A 13,906-nucleotide genomic window follows, 5' to 3' on the forward strand; every position below is an offset into this window, starting at 1 on the left:
GCCGGCGTCGCGACGCTTCCAATTCCTGTTGCATAATGGATGTCGCGCAAAAATGTGCAACGGTTTTGCGATAACGACATGCATCAAAACAAGGACCTAAAGCGTCGCATGGGGCCGGTCGAACGCGATGCGCTTTAGGAGCACGCATACCGGTGTGCCTCTTGCCGCGAATCACCCGCTCGGCTAGTGCCAGCCCATGGGAAAAAGGCTTTTGCCGCCTGAAACTGGCGGCGGCGACAATATCGAGCCGGTCGATCTGAAGAAGGCGCTGGAAGAGCGCTATCTCGCCTACGCGCTGTCGACCATCATGCATCGGGCGCTGCCGGACGTGCGCGACGGGTTGAAGCCGGTGCATCGCCGCATCATGCATGCCATGCGTCTGTTGCGGCTCAACCCCGACCAGGGCTTTGCCAAATGCGCCCGCATCGTCGGCGAGGTGATGGGCAAGTTCCATCCGCATGGCGACCAGTCGATTTATGACGCGTTGGTGCGGCTGGCGCAGGATTTTTCGATGCGCTACCCGCTGGTCGACGGCCAGGGCAATTTCGGCAATATCGACGGCGATAACGCCGCCGCCATGCGCTACACCGAAGCGCGCATGACCGAAGTGTCGACGCTGCTTTTGGAAGGCATCACCGAGGACGCGGTCGATTTCCGCCCGACCTATAACGAGGAAGACGAGGAGCCGGCCGTGCTGCCCGGCGCCTTCCCGAACCTGCTCGCCAACGGCTCGTCCGGCATCGCCGTCGGCATGGCGACCTCGATCCCGCCGCACAATGCGGCTGAGCTTTGCGATGCCGCGCTTCACCTGATCGATCATCCGGATGCGCCCGTCACCAAGCTGATGGATTTCGTGCAAGGTCCGGATTTCCCGACCGGCGGCATCATCGTCGACAGCCGTGCCTCGATCCTCGAAGCCTACGAAACGGGTCGCGGTGGTTTCCGCGTCAGGGCGAAGTGGAGCCAGGAGGACCAGGGCAGGGGCACCTGGAACATAGTCGTCACCGAAATCCCTTACGGCGTCCAGAAGGCCAGGCTGATCGAAAAGATCGCCGAGCTCTTGATGGCGCGCAAGCTGCCGCTGCTCGAGGATATCCGCGACGAGAGCGCCGAGGACATCCGCGTCGTGCTGGTGCCGAAAAGCCGCTCGGTCGATCCCGGCATCATGATGGAATCGCTGTTCAAGCTGACCGAGCTCGAAAGCCGCTTTCCGCTCAACATGAACGTGTTGTCGCGCGGCAAGGTGCCGAACGTGCTGTCGCTGAAAGGTGTGCTCAAGGAATGGCTGGAGCACCGCCGCGACGTCCTGATCCGCCGCTCCAAGCACCGCCTCGGCGAGATCGAAAGGCGGCTGGAGATCCTCGCCGGCTATTTGATCGCCTACCTCAACATCGACGAGGTGATCAGGATCATCCGCGAGGAGGACGAGCCCAAGCAGGTGATGATGGCCCGCTGGTCACTCACCGACACCCAGGCTGAAGCCATCCTCAACATGCGGCTGAGGGCGCTGCGCAAGCTCGAGGAATTCGAAATTCGCGAGGAATTCAATGGCCTGACCGGCGAGAAGAAGCAGATCGAGGCACTGCTTGCGTCCGACGCCAAGCAGTGGGCGACGATCAAGTGGGAAGTCGCCAATGTTCGCCAGAAATACGGGCCCGAGACCGACATCGGCAAGCGCCGCACCGAGTTCGCCGACGCACCCGAGCATGACCTGACCGATATCGCCCACGCCATGATCGAGCGCGAGCCGGTCACCGTGGTCGTTTCAGAAAAGGGCTGGCTGAGGGCCATGAAAGGTCATCTGACGGACCATTCGGCCCTGACCTTCAAGGAAGGCGACAGCCTCAAGCTCGCCTTCCACGCCCAGACGACCGACAAGGTGCTGGTCTCCACCACCGGCGGCAAGTTCTACACGATCGGCGCCGACCGGCTGCCTGGTGGGCGTGGCCACGGCGAGCCGATCCGCATCATCGTCGACATGGACAACGACCAGGATATCGTCACCGCCTTCGTCCATGATCCCAAGCGCAAGCTGCTGCTGGTGTCGCATGACGGCAACGGTTTCATCGTGCCGGAAGAAGAAGTCGTCGCCAACACCCGCAAGGGCAAGCAGGTGATGAACGTCAAGGCGCCCGACGAAGCCCAGCGCTGCATAAGCGTCGCCGGCGACCATCTCGCCATTGTCGGCGAGAATCGCAAGATGCTGGTATTCCCGCTGGCCGAGATCCCGGAGATGGGGCGCGGCAAGGGCGTGCGCCTGCAGAAATACAAAGATGGCGGCGTCCTCGACCTCAAGACCTTCACGCTCGCAAGCGGCCTGTCCTGGCAGGATTCGGCAGACCGCACCTTCACCAAATCGCGTGACGAGCTTGCCGAATGGATTGGCGCCCGCGCCTCGGCCGGCCGCATGGTGCCGAAGGGTTTCCCGAGGACTGGCAAGTTCGGGTGAAGCGGTAATCTCCCCCCTTGAGGGGGAGATGGCCGGCAGGCCAGAGGGGGTCCCCGCGCATGAAGCGCCAGCCTCCTTTGTTCGTGGTAAGGTCGCGTCAGGACGTCCCGACCCCCTCTGTCGCCTTCGGCGACATTCCCCCTCAAGGGGGGAGATTAGCAGCTCCACCCAAACATTTGGAATGTCGTCACGATTGCTGCACTATATCAGGGCATAAGCGATACGATGGGCCAGGGAGAGGTAGCCGCTTGAAGGAAGTCAGGATCCAGAAGCCGGAGCGGCAGCAGCGTCTGTTTGGCCTGTCGATGCCGCTCAGGGCCGCTGTCATTCCGCCGCTGTCGGCGGCGCGCTGGCTCCTGGTGCTGATCGTTGCCGCCGGCGTTTATTTCTTCCACGGCTTCCTGTTCCCGGTTCTTGCCGCCCTGGTTATCGCCTTCGCCAGCTGGCCGCTCTATCGGCGGCTGCTCGCCGGCGTCGGCGGCAACCGCACCATCGCTGCGACGCTTGCGATCTTGTTCATCCTGACTTTCCTGGTGGTGCCGATCGCGCTTGCCGGCACCTACGCCATCAATGAGGTGCGCGAGTGGGTCAACTGGGCGATCGAGACCAACCGCTACGGTGCGCCGACGCCGCACTGGATCGCCACCATGCCCGTGGTGGGCGAATGGCTCAATGAACAATGGACGGTCAACGTTGGCCACCCCGGCGGTATCGGCGAACTGATCCAGCTGATCAGTGGCGCCAATATCGGCAGCATCTATCGCGGCGTGCTTGCCGCCGGCGGCAGCGCCTTCGGCCTTTTGCTGACGCTGCTATTCATGATGATCGCGCTGTTCTTCGCCTATCGCGACGGCGAGCATTTCGCCGGACAGGTCGATCGCCTCGGCGAACGCATCCTGCCGGCCAGATGGGAACGGATCTCACGCGTGGTGCCTGCGACAATCTCCTCGACGGTGACCGGCATGACCGTTATCGCCATCGGCGAAGGGCTGGTGCTGGGTATCGCTTACTGGTTGGCCGGCGTGCCGTCGCCGGTGACGCTCGGCGCGCTGACCGGCATCATGGCGCTGATCCCCGGCGGCGCACCGCTGTCCTTCACGCTGGTGTCGATCTATCTCGCCGCCAGCGGCTCGCCGATGGCGGGGCTGGCGCTGTTCATCTGGGGCGCGGTCGAACTCTTCATCGTCGACAAGACATTGCGCCCGAAGCTGGTCGGCGGGCCGATAAAGCTGCCCTTCCTGCCAACCTTTTTCGGCCTGATTGGCGGCGTCAAGACAATGGGCTTTCTCGGCCTGTTCATTGGCCCGGTGCTGATGGCCCTGCTGGTCGCAATCTGGCGCGAATGGCTGCGCGAAGTGGAACTGACCGATGAGCTCGCTGCCGCCGAACCGGCGGAGCACGATGACGCACCGCCGCAGATCGAAATTGTCGCCGGACGCGCCGCCGCGAAAAAGAATCAGGCCGGGTGACTGACGGCGAACGTGGCGCGGCGCTTGCGCCCCTCGTGCAACTGCCAGAGCGAATGGCCGATCAAGGTCATGATGAGGATCGCGCCGCCGATCAGGCTGTTGCGCGACGGTGTTTCGGCGAAGATCATCCACACCCAGACCGGCGCCAGTACGGTTTCAAGCAGGTAGAACATCGCCACCTCCGGCCCGGAGATGTATTTCGGGCCGTTGGCGAGGCAGAAGAACGAGATCGGCATGATGACGGCACCGTTGAAGACGATCCACCATGGCGCGTTGACGTGAAAACCCACCTTGGAAACCATCAGGGTGGCGACGGCCAGCGGCAGGACGACTCCGATCAGCGCGGTGAAGCCCATATCCTTGCCGCTGGCGCGCGAGATGGTGATGGCCGCGGCGATCATGAAAGCCGAGCATAGCGCCATCAGGTCGCCGAAGAGATGTCCGGTTCCAACGGAATCGCCGACAATGATCGTCACGCCGACGATCATCAGTGCCAGCGCTGCAAGCGTCAGGGGCCGTGGCCTCTCCTTCAGGAACAGCCATGACAAAAGGCCCGCGAACATGGTTGTGAACGCCAGGATGAAAACGAGATTGGCTGTCGAGGTATTGTAGACACCGGTGATGAAGGCGATCGAGCCGAGCCCGTAGAGGCCGGCAACGATGAGCCCTGACCAGCCCGGCACAAGCTGCGGTGCCTTTGCGCTCAGCGAGCGCCAGGCGGCCCAGATGATAAGCGTGGCGACGAAGGTCGTGCCGGTGCGCAACAGCAGGATCGTCCACGCCTCGCCGTCGGCGAGCCGGATCAGCGGAATGTCGACGGTCAGCGTCAGCCCGCCGATGGCGGTGATCAGAAGGCCTCTCTGGTGGTCGTTGTGGGAAGACATGCGGCAATTCTCGCGTAGGCTTGGAGGCGCAAAATTGACCCGCCCGGTTTTCCAGCCGATCGGCCGGAAGCCCAGCGGCATCCTCCTCGAAACAATTTAAGAGTGAATACCGAAAGCGAAGATCAGCGCAAAACCGCTTCGTGATTGTAGCGTTCCCAGCCTTTCGGGCCGAGATGCTCCTGCGGCTGGAAGCGCATCTTATAATTCATCTTGCGCGAGCCGTTGACCCAGTAACCCAGGTAGACATGGGGCAGGCCCATCGCCCTGGCGCGGGCGATGTGGTCGAGGATCATGAAGGTGCCGAGCGAACGGTCCTCGAAGTCCGGATTGAAGTAGGAATAGACCATCGACAGGCCATCGGCCATCTTGTCGGTGAGCGCCACGGCGATCAGCTCGCCCTGGCCCTTGCCGGTGATGAAGCTGTCAGGTCCGCGGCGACGGTATTCGATGACCTTGGTGTCGACATGGGTATCCTCGACCATCATGGCGTAGTCGAGCACGGTCATGTCTGACATGCCGCCACGGCGGTGGCGGGCGTCGAGATAGCTGCGGAACAGCGAATACTGTTCGGTGGAGGGTTCGGCATCGTGCATGGCGCCGACCAGATCCGAATTATGCTGTATGACCCGTTTCATATTGCGGCTGGCGGTGAATTCCTGCGCCAGGATGCGCACCGACACACAGGCGCGGCAGGTCTCGCAGGCCGGCCTGTAGGCGATGTTCTGCGACCGCCTGAAACCGCCCTGCGTCAACAGATCGTTCATCTCCGGGGCCTTGTCGCCGACCAGGTGTGTGAACACCTTGCGCTCGAACTGGCCCTCGAGATAGGGACATGGCGAGGGCGCGGTCAGAAAGAACTGCGGCGACTGGGTCGGGTGCTGCGTCATCGAGCCTTGAAAACACTCCTGCGAATCGCTCTACCTTTGGCGCGGACGCCGAAAAATTCAACAGGATTGTGAAAGCCTGGTTGATTGGACGTCTTCACATTTGTGCGCAAAGGCTGCGGCCGCGCTTCAAAAGTCTGCTCAGCGGCCGCTGCGGCTGACGACGGTGCCGAGCAGCAGGTCGTGCAGCGTGCGCTTGCGGTCGGAAAACAGGCTCACCAGCAGGACCAGCGGCGAAAGGATGACATTGCCGGCCCAAAACAGCACCGAATGCACGACGGCGGTCAGCCCGTCGATGCGGCTGCCGTCGAGCCGGTCGAGCCGGATGCCCATCATCTTCATGCCGGTGGTGGCCTGGTCTTTACTGCCGAGCGTGTTCCAGATGTAGAGGATGGCGACGGCCGGCACGAGAATGGAAAACAGCATCCAGCCGAGGCCGAGCGTCAACAGCCCGAACAGGAACACCAGGATCGCGAATGGAATGGTGAGCAGCGCGACGATGAAATAATCGATGACAAAGGCGAGAATGCGCCGCGTGCGCACGCCCTCATAGGCGCGGACATCTTCGAGCCTGCTGGTGATGATTTCGCCGTCGAGAACGCGAGCGTTCATGTCATTTCCTCGTAATCGAACCCGGGTTAATGCACGGGGCCGCTTCTTGGTGAAATGGTGAAGGTTCGCGGCGGAATCAAGATCGAGCCTTTCGCCGCCGTGTAGATGGTGACGGAGTGCCTGGGGCCGTCTGACTTGTTGAATTCACGGCGCGGATAGCGTTAGTTTGCTGCGGCGCAACAAAGCGCGCCGAGCCGAGGGGACGGGGCGACATGGACTACGACATGCTGGTCATCGGCAGCGGCCCATCCGGGCGCCGCGCCGCGGTGCAGTCGGCCAAGCTCGGCAAGTCGGTGCTGGTGGTCGACAGAGGCCGGCGTCTCGGCGGCGTGTCGGTGCATACCGGCACCATACCGTCGAAGACGTTGCGCGAGACGGTGCTCAACCTCTCCGGCTGGCGTGAGCGCGGCTTTTATGGACGCGGCTACCGCGTCAAGCAGGACATTTCGGTCGGCGATCTGGTCGAGCGCCTGCACAAGACGCTCGACCATGAGGTCGAGGTGCTGCAGCATCAGTTCATGCGCAACACGGTCAAGAGCGCGCGCGCCGCGGCAAAATTCCTCGGCGCCAACAAGGTCAGCCTGACCACCGACACCGGCGACTACAGCGAGGCTGGCTTCTCCCATGCGCTGATCGCGGTCGGCACCCGGCCGCACCGGCCGCACGACGTGCCGTTCGACAAAACACGGATTTTCGACAGTGATGAGATGCTGGAGCTCGATCGCCTGCCGCGCACGCTGACGGTGATCGGCGCCGGTGTTATCGGTGTCGAGTATGCGACGATCTTTTCGGCGCTCGACGTGCCGGTGACGCTGGTCGAGCCGCGCAATACGATGTTGGATTTTGTCGACCGCGAGATCGTCGACGACTTCATCCATCAGATGCGCGACCGCGGCATGACCATCCGATTGGGCAGTGCCGTCAAGGAGATCGCCTCCAAACCCGACTATGCCGAGGTGACGCTGGCCGACGGCCGCACCATACGGTCCGAGATCGTGCTTTACGCCGCAGGGCGTACCGGCAATGTCGGCAGCCTGGGCTTGGAAACGGTCGGCATCGAGTCCGATTCCAGAGGCCGCATCAAGGTCGATCCGCAGACCTTCCAGACCAGCGCGTCCAACATCTATGCCGCCGGCGATGTTATCGGCTTTCCGAGCCTGGCCTCGACCTCGATGGAGCAGGGCAGGGTGGCCGCCTGCCATGCCTTCGGCGTGCCCTTGCCGCCGCCGCCCGAAACCTTTCCCTATGGCATCTACGCCGTGCCGGAAATCTCCACGGTCGGGCAATCCGAGGAGCAGGTGCGTGAGAGTGGTGCCGCCTACGAGGTCGGCGTGGCGCGGTTCCGCGAGACATCGCGCGGCCACATCATGGGCGTCAACACCGGCTTCCTGAAGCTTCTGTTCTCGATCGAAACACGCCGTCTGCTCGGCGCCCATATTGTCGGCGAGGGCGCGACCGAACTCATCCACATTGGCCAGGCGGTCATCAATCTCGGCGGCACCGTCGACTTCTTCGTCAACAACACCTTCAACTATCCGACGCTGGCCGAAGCCTACAAGATCGCCGGGCTGGACGCCTGGAACCGAATGGGGCGAGGGTAGACCATGATCCCGAATCGAAGGACCGCGTGGGCATCGGTTTTGCTGCGCGGACCTTCGGGATGGGGGCAGGACACTCAGCAGTGGCGCATTGCAACCGACATGGTGGCCGTTGCGTTTCAGCCAAACGGATTGCCGAACAGGGCAAAGCAATGACTGGGGCAGCGCCAAGGAAAACCTTCGCCTGGATTTCCCGAAACACGGTGCTTCTGGCGCTGGCGAGCCTGTTTGCCGACATTTCGACAGAGATGCTTTATCCGATCCTGCCGATCTTCCTAACCCAGACTCTGCACGCAAGCGGGAGCGTCGTCGGTCTGGTCGACGGAATCGCCCAGGCGACGCAGAACATCGTGCAAGGTTTTTCGGGCTGGCTCTCGGACAGGCTTCAGAAGCGGAAACCGATAGCCCTCATTGGCTATTTTCTGGCCTCTATCGCCAAACCGCTGATCGGCGTGGCCACGGTGTGGCCGATGGTCCTGGGCGCGCGGTTTGTGGATCGGCTCGGTGCAGGTTTCCGGTCCGCTCCGCGCGACGCGCTCCTTGCTTCGTCCGTGGCCGACGAGCACCGAGGCAAAGCATTCGGCCTAGAAGGCATTGGCGACAATCTGGGAGCGTTTCTGGGACCACTGCTCGCGGTGCTGCTTCTCATCGCGCTCAAAGTCGATATCCGCTGGATCTTCTATCTCGCGCTCATTCCCGGTCTCCTCGCCTTCCTCATGGTGGTGTTGGTGCACGAGCAGCCACTGGCCGTAGCCGCAAAGGCCAAGATCGACATCAATCTGCGGCAGTTTCCCAAAGCCTATTGGACCTATCTCTTGGTGACAGCTCTCTTCGGCATCGGCAATTCGAGCAATGCGTTTCTGATTCTGCAAACACAGGATATCGGTGCCTCTTTGGAGGCAACCATTCTTATCTATGCAGGCTTCAATCTCGTTGCGGCGCTGATTTCCTACCCGGCCGGCTTTCTATCGGACCGCTTCGGCCGCAAGGGCGTGTTACTGTCGTCCTTCGTCATCTTCCTGATCGCCTATCTCGGCTTCGTCTTGACCCGGAACATCTATCTGATCGGGTTGCTTTTTGCCTTCTACGGGTTCTATCAAGGCATCTTCCGCTCAGTCGGCAAGGCATTCGCCTCGGACTTCGTGCCGCAAGAGCTGCGTGCCAGCGGCATCGGCTGGTACAGCACCACGGTCGGCCTGCTGGAACTCGCGGCAAGCGTTGTCGCCGGACAGCTCTGGGATCGTGTAAGCCATGAGGCGGTGTTCATCTACGGCGCTGTCTTCGCCGTGGTCGGCAGTGCTGGTCTGCTTGCCCTGATCCCCTGGCGAACCGACGGTCATAGTGTGTCGGCGGCGTCGTAGTGCTGCCGGGGCGTTGCCGATGATGAGCAGCCTTTAATAAAACGTTCTACTCAAACTGAAAGGTCCCCGGTCATGACGCCCGTCAGTGTTCGCTATATTGTCGACGATGTCGCCGCTTCCATCGATTTCTACGTGAAGCATCTGGGCTTTGCCATTGAACGGGATGCGCGGCCGGCTTTCTGCTCGGTCACGCGCGGCGATCTGCGGCTTCTGCTGAGCGGGCCGGAGAGCTCGGGCGCACGGGCGATGCCGGATGGCCGCCGGCCGGTGCCGGGAGGGTGGAACCGCATCCTGCTGGTGGTGCCGGATCTGAAGCAAGAGGTTGCGCGCCTGAAGGGCGCCGGGCTCGCCTTCCGCAACGATATCATCAACGGCGTCGGCGGCTCGCAGACCCTGCTCGAAGACCCGTCCGGCAATGCGATCGAGCTATTCCAGCCCGCCGCACACTGACATTCGATGGTCGGGCCCGCGTTGTGCGTGCGCTCAATCCGCTCGTTCAGCGGTTGCCTGACCCCGCCAGCCACTGCCTGACGATTTCAGCATCCGCGTCGCCGATTTCATGGCCGGAGGCAATGGTGTGGGTCTCGACCTTGGCGCCATGCGAGCTCAGTAGAGCGGCCAACACGGGGGCGAAAGGCGCGTAGGTCAGGTCGGCGGCGCCGGCGACGATCAGAGCCCGCGCCTTCGACAGGTCGGCCGGCGGCACCTCGTCGAGCACCGGCATGGGGCGCAGCAATGCAGCGCGCTCGATGAGGCCCGGATGCAGCGGCATGACGCTTGAAACCAGATTGGCGCCGTTCGAATAGCCGAGAAAGGTCGCGCGGCGGAGATCGAGGCTGTGGCGCTTCGCGACGCCGGCGACGAAGCTTGCAAACGCATCTGCCTCCGCGCGGATACTTGCCTGCTCGAATCGCGTCGGGGTGATTCGCGTGAACCAGCGGAAACCGTCCTCCTGAGGGATGCGGCCACGGACCGTAACCAGCGCCGCATGCGGCGCGATTTGCCGACCAAGCGGCAGCAAGGTCGTCTCGTCGACACCCGATCCATGCAACAGGAACAGCCAGTCACCGGGTAAATTGGCGGATCGATGGAGCCGGTAGAAAAAGCCTGAATTCTCCTGCAAAATACCGTCTTCGAGGCTTTGCTCGGCCATAGTCACATCCTTTTGATTCCGCGTTACTTTCGTTAATTTGCCGGCTTCAAAACGGAATATTTTCAAGCTCCGCGAAAGTTGATTGAACCGGGCGCATTTCAGTCCGTTTCTTTGCCGATATAATCCCCGCGGGGGGATCGAAGCAGTGTGCGCCGGGTGGTCGCCCGAGGGATCGCATGCCGGGCATGAACAACCAGCTTTAAGGCCTTTTATCGATGACCATGCCAGTTTCGCCGGAACGCGATACGCGTATTGATGTGTTCCGGGCTCTCGCCCTCCTGACCATATTCGTCGACCACGTGCCTGGCACCGTTTTCGAAACCCTGACCTACAAGAATTTCGGGTTTTCGGATGCGGCCGAGGCCTTCGTGCTGATCTCCGGCATGTCCGTCGCTCTCGCCTACGGCACTAAGTTCCAGCCGGGAAACCGGCTGATTGCAACACTGAAAATGTGGCGCCGCGCCGGTGTGCTCTATGTCACCCACATCGTCACGACGATGGTGGTCATGGCTATCTTCTGCGCGGCGGCGGTGTTTGCGAAACGGCCGGATCTTCTGACGCTGATCAACATCGAGCCGCTCGTCAGGAACCCGCCACAAGTCCTGGTCGGCATCGTCACGCTCGGCCATCAGCTCGGTTACAACAACATACTGCCGGTCTATGCGGCGCTGCTGTTGATGGCTCCGGTCTTCCTGCTGTTCATCAGCTACCGGCCACTGGCGGCGCTCGCAGTATCCGCAGCCCTTTGGCTGATTGCCGGAATCTACCAGATCGCGCCGCCGAACTACCCGGAGCCCGGCTTCTGGTTCCTCAATCCGCTGTCATGGCAATTGCTGTTCAATATCGGCATGGCCAGCGTGTTGCATGTGCGGCGCGGCGGCACCATCCCTGTCAATCGCTGGCTGGTCGGCGCGGCCGCCGCCTATGTGCTGACGGCGCTCGTCTGGGTGCACAGCCCGCTGTGGGGGCATGTGTCGTGGCTCGACCTGCCGGTGGTGCTGACCGGTTTCGACAAGACGTTCCTGTCGTTGCCGCGGCTGCTGCACATCCTGGCGATGAGCTACCTAGTCGTCGCCTTGCCTTTCGTCTCGAACCTGTTCCGCACCGGCCGCGACAATCCGCTCGCCATATTGGGCAAACGCTCGCTGCCGGTTTTCATTGCCGGCACGGTGATTGCCATGGCGGCGCAGGTGATGAAGCTGGTCAACCCGGGCGGCTTTGCCTATGACAGTCTGCTGCTCGCCGCCGGCATCGCCATGCAGTTCGCGCTCGCCTTCTATCTGGAATGGCTGTCCGCTATCGGCTGGTCCGGCAAGGGCAAGCCGGTCCGCAACGAGGCGCCGCCGGTCCGTCCATCCTTTGGCATCGGTCCGATGGCGGCCAATCGATAAGATTTGGAGCCGATCTGCCCAGTCAACCTGTGCCTGGCGGCGGCCGGGACGACGCCCTGACGACAAGTTCGACGCCGAGCGTTTCTCGCCGCACCGTGCCGTCGAAGTCGAGGATTCTTCGCGCTGCCCGGCGGCCGATCTCGGCGATCGGCTGGGCGATGGTGGTGAGCGGAGGCTCGCAAATTGCGGCTTCAGGCACGCCGTCGAAGCCGACGACGGAAACATCGCGAGGAACCGCGATGCCCCGCGCGCTGAGCCATTCCAATGCTTCCATCGCGACCCGGTCCGACATCGCCAGGATGGCGGTCGGCGGTTCCGCCGAGGCGAAGAGGGTTTCGAGGCCGGCCTTTGTGCTGGCCTCATCGTTTTCAGTCTCGTAGACCGGCACCTTGGCGGTATCGACGCCGAACCGGGAAAGCTCTTCGAGATAGCCGAGGAGGCGGTCACGGGTTCCTGTATAGACTGCGGTCCGGACCTGCTCGGGCGAGACAAGTCCGGTGCTGTCGTCGGCGAAGGCCAGCGACAGCACGGCGAAGCGGCGATGTCCAAGTTCCGCCAGATGGCGCGCCGCGAGCCGGCCGCCGGCAACATTGTCGACGCCGATCGCGGAGACCGTGGCGTCCTGCGAGCCGAGCTCAAGCGCGACGAAGGGGAGCTTGCGTTCGCGCGTCAGCTCGACGAGGCGCGGACCGCCCTCGATGCAGAACAGGATGAAGCCGTCGACCAGGGCGCTCTGGATATTCCAGGCAAGTTTTTCCTCGTTGCCGGCCGACACGAGGGCTATTCCCGCGCCGGTGGCGTCGCATGCCTCCGAGATGCCGGCCATCATCACGCGCGCAAAGGGGTCGTCGAAGAAATAGGACAGCGGCTCGGTTGTGGCGACGCCGATCGCATTGACCTTGCCGGCGCGCAGCAGGCGGCCCTTTGGATCGGGGCCGGCGTAGCCCAGCGCCTCGGCCGCCGCCTTGACGCGCTCGCGGACTTCCTCACGCACGATTTCGGGACGGCTGAAGACATTGGAGGCGGTGCCGTGTGATACGCCCGCGGCTTTGGCGATGTCCGCCAGCCGGATGGGCCTCCTGCCTTCGGTGAGTGATGCCATTTGTTTGTCTCCGGGACTCCGGTCCAACAGTATCGCCGACTACCTAACACCTTCGTTGGATCGATTCAAATTTTTGCTTGACATTTGTGGTGCGATGCGTATTCTTTGAATCGATCCAAGAGCGGTTTTCGTCCCCAGATTGGATCGATACAAGAGGAGAGCGCCATGCACCCCGTCAATTATCTGTTCGAGGACATTTACCGGAACGACTGGAGCATCCGTTCGAGCGCGGAGGCCCGGAAGCGGCGAGACAGGACCGGTCCGTGGATTCGCGACCTGGGTTTCCTCGTAGGACGCAAGCGGAGCTGATCGGTGGCCTATTTTTGTGCCCGCTGATTGGATCGATTCAAAAAACTAGAGGAGATTAAGCCATGCACCCGATCAAGCATCTGTTCGAAGACATCTATCGCAATTATTGGGGCATCTCGCCGGCCACCGAACGGCCGGAGCGGCGGCGTGTAGTCAAGACGACCAACAGCGATGGCCAAGTCCGGCCCGAACGTCCGCGAGACTGAGCTGGCAAGACAGAGCTCGTGGATCGAGGGCGGCTGGCGAAGGAGCAGCGGCCGCCATTGGTTGCCGCATCAATGGCGGCGCGGGCGCACCAGCGCCGAGGCGGCCATCATCAGCCAGCCGCCGATGAGCAACGTGCCGCCGATCGGCGCCGACATCGGGAACAGCCGCGAGCCAAGGAAGTCGCGGGCCAAAAGATCTCCCGAGAATAGCAGAAGCCCGACGAGAAGGATGAGGCTTCCGGTTCGCAGGATGCTATTGCCACCGAGCAGCCCGACGGTAAGGAAGACCGGCGCATGCAAGAGCAGGAAGGATGCGGCCGTACCGACGAAAGCGCCGCCGAGATGTGCCGCCGCCGCCGAAAGCGCCACGCCGGTTGCGCCGCATAGGCCGCCGGCAAGAACCAGAATGCGGCCGCCTGCCGCGTGTTCATCCGTGCTCATTTCCACGCCTCCGTGATTCCTGGCGACCGCCTGAGATAGTGCCGCGA

General features: G+C 62.4%; 13 protein-coding genes. 7 read left to right on the top strand and 6 right to left on the bottom strand.

Features of this window, described 5'->3' with window-relative positions:
- Window positions 1-196: 196 nt before the first annotated feature.
- Window positions 197-2,449 (top strand): DNA topoisomerase IV subunit A, encoded by a 2,253-nt coding sequence (parC, locus tag NKI54_RS23505; protein ID WP_352646583.1) that lies wholly within the window; start codon window positions 197-199, stop codon window positions 2,447-2,449.
- A gap of 248 nt (window positions 2,450-2,697) precedes the next feature.
- Window positions 2,698-3,918, top strand: a complete 1,221-nt coding sequence (locus NKI54_RS23510; protein WP_352571482.1) for an AI-2E family transporter — start codon at window positions 2,698-2,700, stop codon at window positions 3,916-3,918.
- On the opposite strand, the gene NKI54_RS23515 is transcribed toward NKI54_RS23510, so the two are convergent.
- The 3 genes from NKI54_RS23515 to NKI54_RS23525 form a co-directional block, all read right to left on the bottom strand.
- Entirely contained in the window at window positions 3,906-4,802 is an 897-nt protein-coding gene (locus NKI54_RS23515; RefSeq protein WP_352636847.1) for a DMT family transporter, read from the bottom strand. The genes NKI54_RS23510 and NKI54_RS23515 overlap by 13 nt on opposite strands.
- Window positions 4,803-4,924: 122 nt before the next feature.
- Window positions 4,925-5,689, bottom strand: a complete 765-nt coding sequence (locus NKI54_RS23520) for an arginyltransferase (protein ID WP_352621047.1) — start codon at window positions 5,687-5,689, stop codon at window positions 4,925-4,927.
- 138 nt (window positions 5,690-5,827) lie between these two features.
- Window positions 5,828-6,298, bottom strand: coding sequence for an RDD family protein (locus tag NKI54_RS23525; RefSeq protein ID WP_023674465.1), 471 nt, complete (start codon window positions 6,296-6,298; stop codon window positions 5,828-5,830).
- Between the two features lie 212 nt (window positions 6,299-6,510).
- Between NKI54_RS23525 and sthA the strand changes: the two genes are divergently transcribed.
- The 3 genes from sthA to NKI54_RS23540 all read left to right on the top strand — a co-directional run bounded on the left by sthA (window position 6,511) and on the right by NKI54_RS23540 (window position 9,707).
- Complete coding sequence (gene sthA, locus NKI54_RS23530; RefSeq protein WP_352571479.1) at window positions 6,511-7,899, top strand: Si-specific NAD(P)(+) transhydrogenase; 1,389 nt, start codon at window positions 6,511-6,513, stop codon at window positions 7,897-7,899.
- Window positions 7,900-8,048: 149 nt separating this feature from the next.
- Complete coding sequence (locus NKI54_RS23535) at window positions 8,049-9,257, top strand: MFS transporter (RefSeq protein WP_352571478.1); 1,209 nt, start codon at window positions 8,049-8,051, stop codon at window positions 9,255-9,257.
- 72 nt (window positions 9,258-9,329) lie between these two features.
- Window positions 9,330-9,707, top strand: coding sequence for a VOC family protein (locus NKI54_RS23540; protein ID WP_352636849.1), 378 nt, complete (start codon window positions 9,330-9,332; stop codon window positions 9,705-9,707).
- A 46-nt stretch (window positions 9,708-9,753) separates the two neighbouring features.
- Here NKI54_RS23540 and NKI54_RS23545 read toward each other — a convergent pair whose 3' ends face one another.
- Window positions 9,754-10,410: an alpha/beta hydrolase gene (locus NKI54_RS23545; RefSeq protein WP_023674469.1), complete on the bottom strand. Its 657-nt coding sequence runs from the start codon at window positions 10,408-10,410 to the stop codon at window positions 9,754-9,756.
- A 215-nt stretch (window positions 10,411-10,625) separates the two neighbouring features.
- Between NKI54_RS23545 and NKI54_RS23550 the strand changes: the two genes are divergently transcribed.
- Window positions 10,626-11,801: an OpgC family protein gene (locus tag NKI54_RS23550; protein ID WP_023674470.1), complete on the top strand. Its 1,176-nt coding sequence runs from the start codon at window positions 10,626-10,628 to the stop codon at window positions 11,799-11,801.
- A 22-nt stretch (window positions 11,802-11,823) separates the two neighbouring features.
- On the opposite strand, the gene NKI54_RS23555 is transcribed toward NKI54_RS23550, so the two are convergent.
- Window positions 11,824-12,903, bottom strand: a complete 1,080-nt coding sequence (locus NKI54_RS23555) for a LacI family DNA-binding transcriptional regulator (RefSeq protein ID WP_352571476.1) — start codon at window positions 12,901-12,903, stop codon at window positions 11,824-11,826.
- A gap of 371 nt (window positions 12,904-13,274) precedes the next feature.
- Between NKI54_RS23555 and NKI54_RS23560 the strand changes: the two genes are divergently transcribed.
- Entirely contained in the window at window positions 13,275-13,418 is a 144-nt protein-coding gene (locus NKI54_RS23560; RefSeq protein ID WP_023674473.1) for a hypothetical protein, read from the top strand.
- A 69-nt stretch (window positions 13,419-13,487) separates the two neighbouring features.
- Here NKI54_RS23560 and NKI54_RS23565 read toward each other — a convergent pair whose 3' ends face one another.
- Window positions 13,488-13,859, bottom strand: coding sequence for a DUF423 domain-containing protein (locus NKI54_RS23565; RefSeq protein ID WP_023674474.1), 372 nt, complete (start codon window positions 13,857-13,859; stop codon window positions 13,488-13,490).
- Between the last annotated feature and the right edge of the window lie 47 nt (window positions 13,860-13,906).

Source organism: Mesorhizobium sp. M0663, assembly GCF_040320585.1.
Classification (GTDB): domain Bacteria; phylum Pseudomonadota; class Alphaproteobacteria; order Rhizobiales; family Rhizobiaceae; genus Mesorhizobium.

What these genes read in the sequence shown, in the direction of transcription:
- NKI54_RS23540 (WP_352636849.1), top strand. Translation starts at nt 9,330, where the DNA reads ATGACGCCCGTCAGTGTTCGCTATATTGTCGACGATGTCGCCGCTTCC.
- NKI54_RS23550 (WP_023674470.1), top strand. Translation starts at nt 10,626, where the DNA reads ATGACCATGCCAGTTTCGCCGGAACGCGATACGCGTATTGATGTGTTC.
- NKI54_RS23565 (WP_023674474.1), bottom strand. Translation starts at nt 13,859, where the DNA reads ATGAGCACGGATGAACACGCGGCAGGCGGCCGCATTCTGGTTCTTGCC.
- NKI54_RS23515 (WP_352636847.1), bottom strand. Translation starts at nt 4,802, where the DNA reads ATGTCTTCCCACAACGACCACCAGAGAGGCCTTCTGATCACCGCCATC.
- NKI54_RS23535 (WP_352571478.1), top strand. Translation starts at nt 8,049, where the DNA reads ATGACTGGGGCAGCGCCAAGGAAAACCTTCGCCTGGATTTCCCGAAAC.
- NKI54_RS23555 (WP_352571476.1), bottom strand. Translation starts at nt 12,903, where the DNA reads ATGGCATCACTCACCGAAGGCAGGAGGCCCATCCGGCTGGCGGACATC.
- NKI54_RS23525 (WP_023674465.1), bottom strand. Translation starts at nt 6,298, where the DNA reads ATGAACGCTCGCGTTCTCGACGGCGAAATCATCACCAGCAGGCTCGAA.
- NKI54_RS23560 (WP_023674473.1), top strand. Translation starts at nt 13,275, where the DNA reads ATGCACCCGATCAAGCATCTGTTCGAAGACATCTATCGCAATTATTGG.
- sthA (WP_352571479.1), top strand. Translation starts at nt 6,511, where the DNA reads ATGGACTACGACATGCTGGTCATCGGCAGCGGCCCATCCGGGCGCCGC.
- parC (WP_352646583.1), top strand. Translation starts at nt 197, where the DNA reads ATGGGAAAAAGGCTTTTGCCGCCTGAAACTGGCGGCGGCGACAATATC.
- NKI54_RS23545 (WP_023674469.1), bottom strand. Translation starts at nt 10,410, where the DNA reads ATGGCCGAGCAAAGCCTCGAAGACGGTATTTTGCAGGAGAATTCAGGC.
- NKI54_RS23520 (WP_352621047.1), bottom strand. Translation starts at nt 5,689, where the DNA reads ATGACGCAGCACCCGACCCAGTCGCCGCAGTTCTTTCTGACCGCGCCC.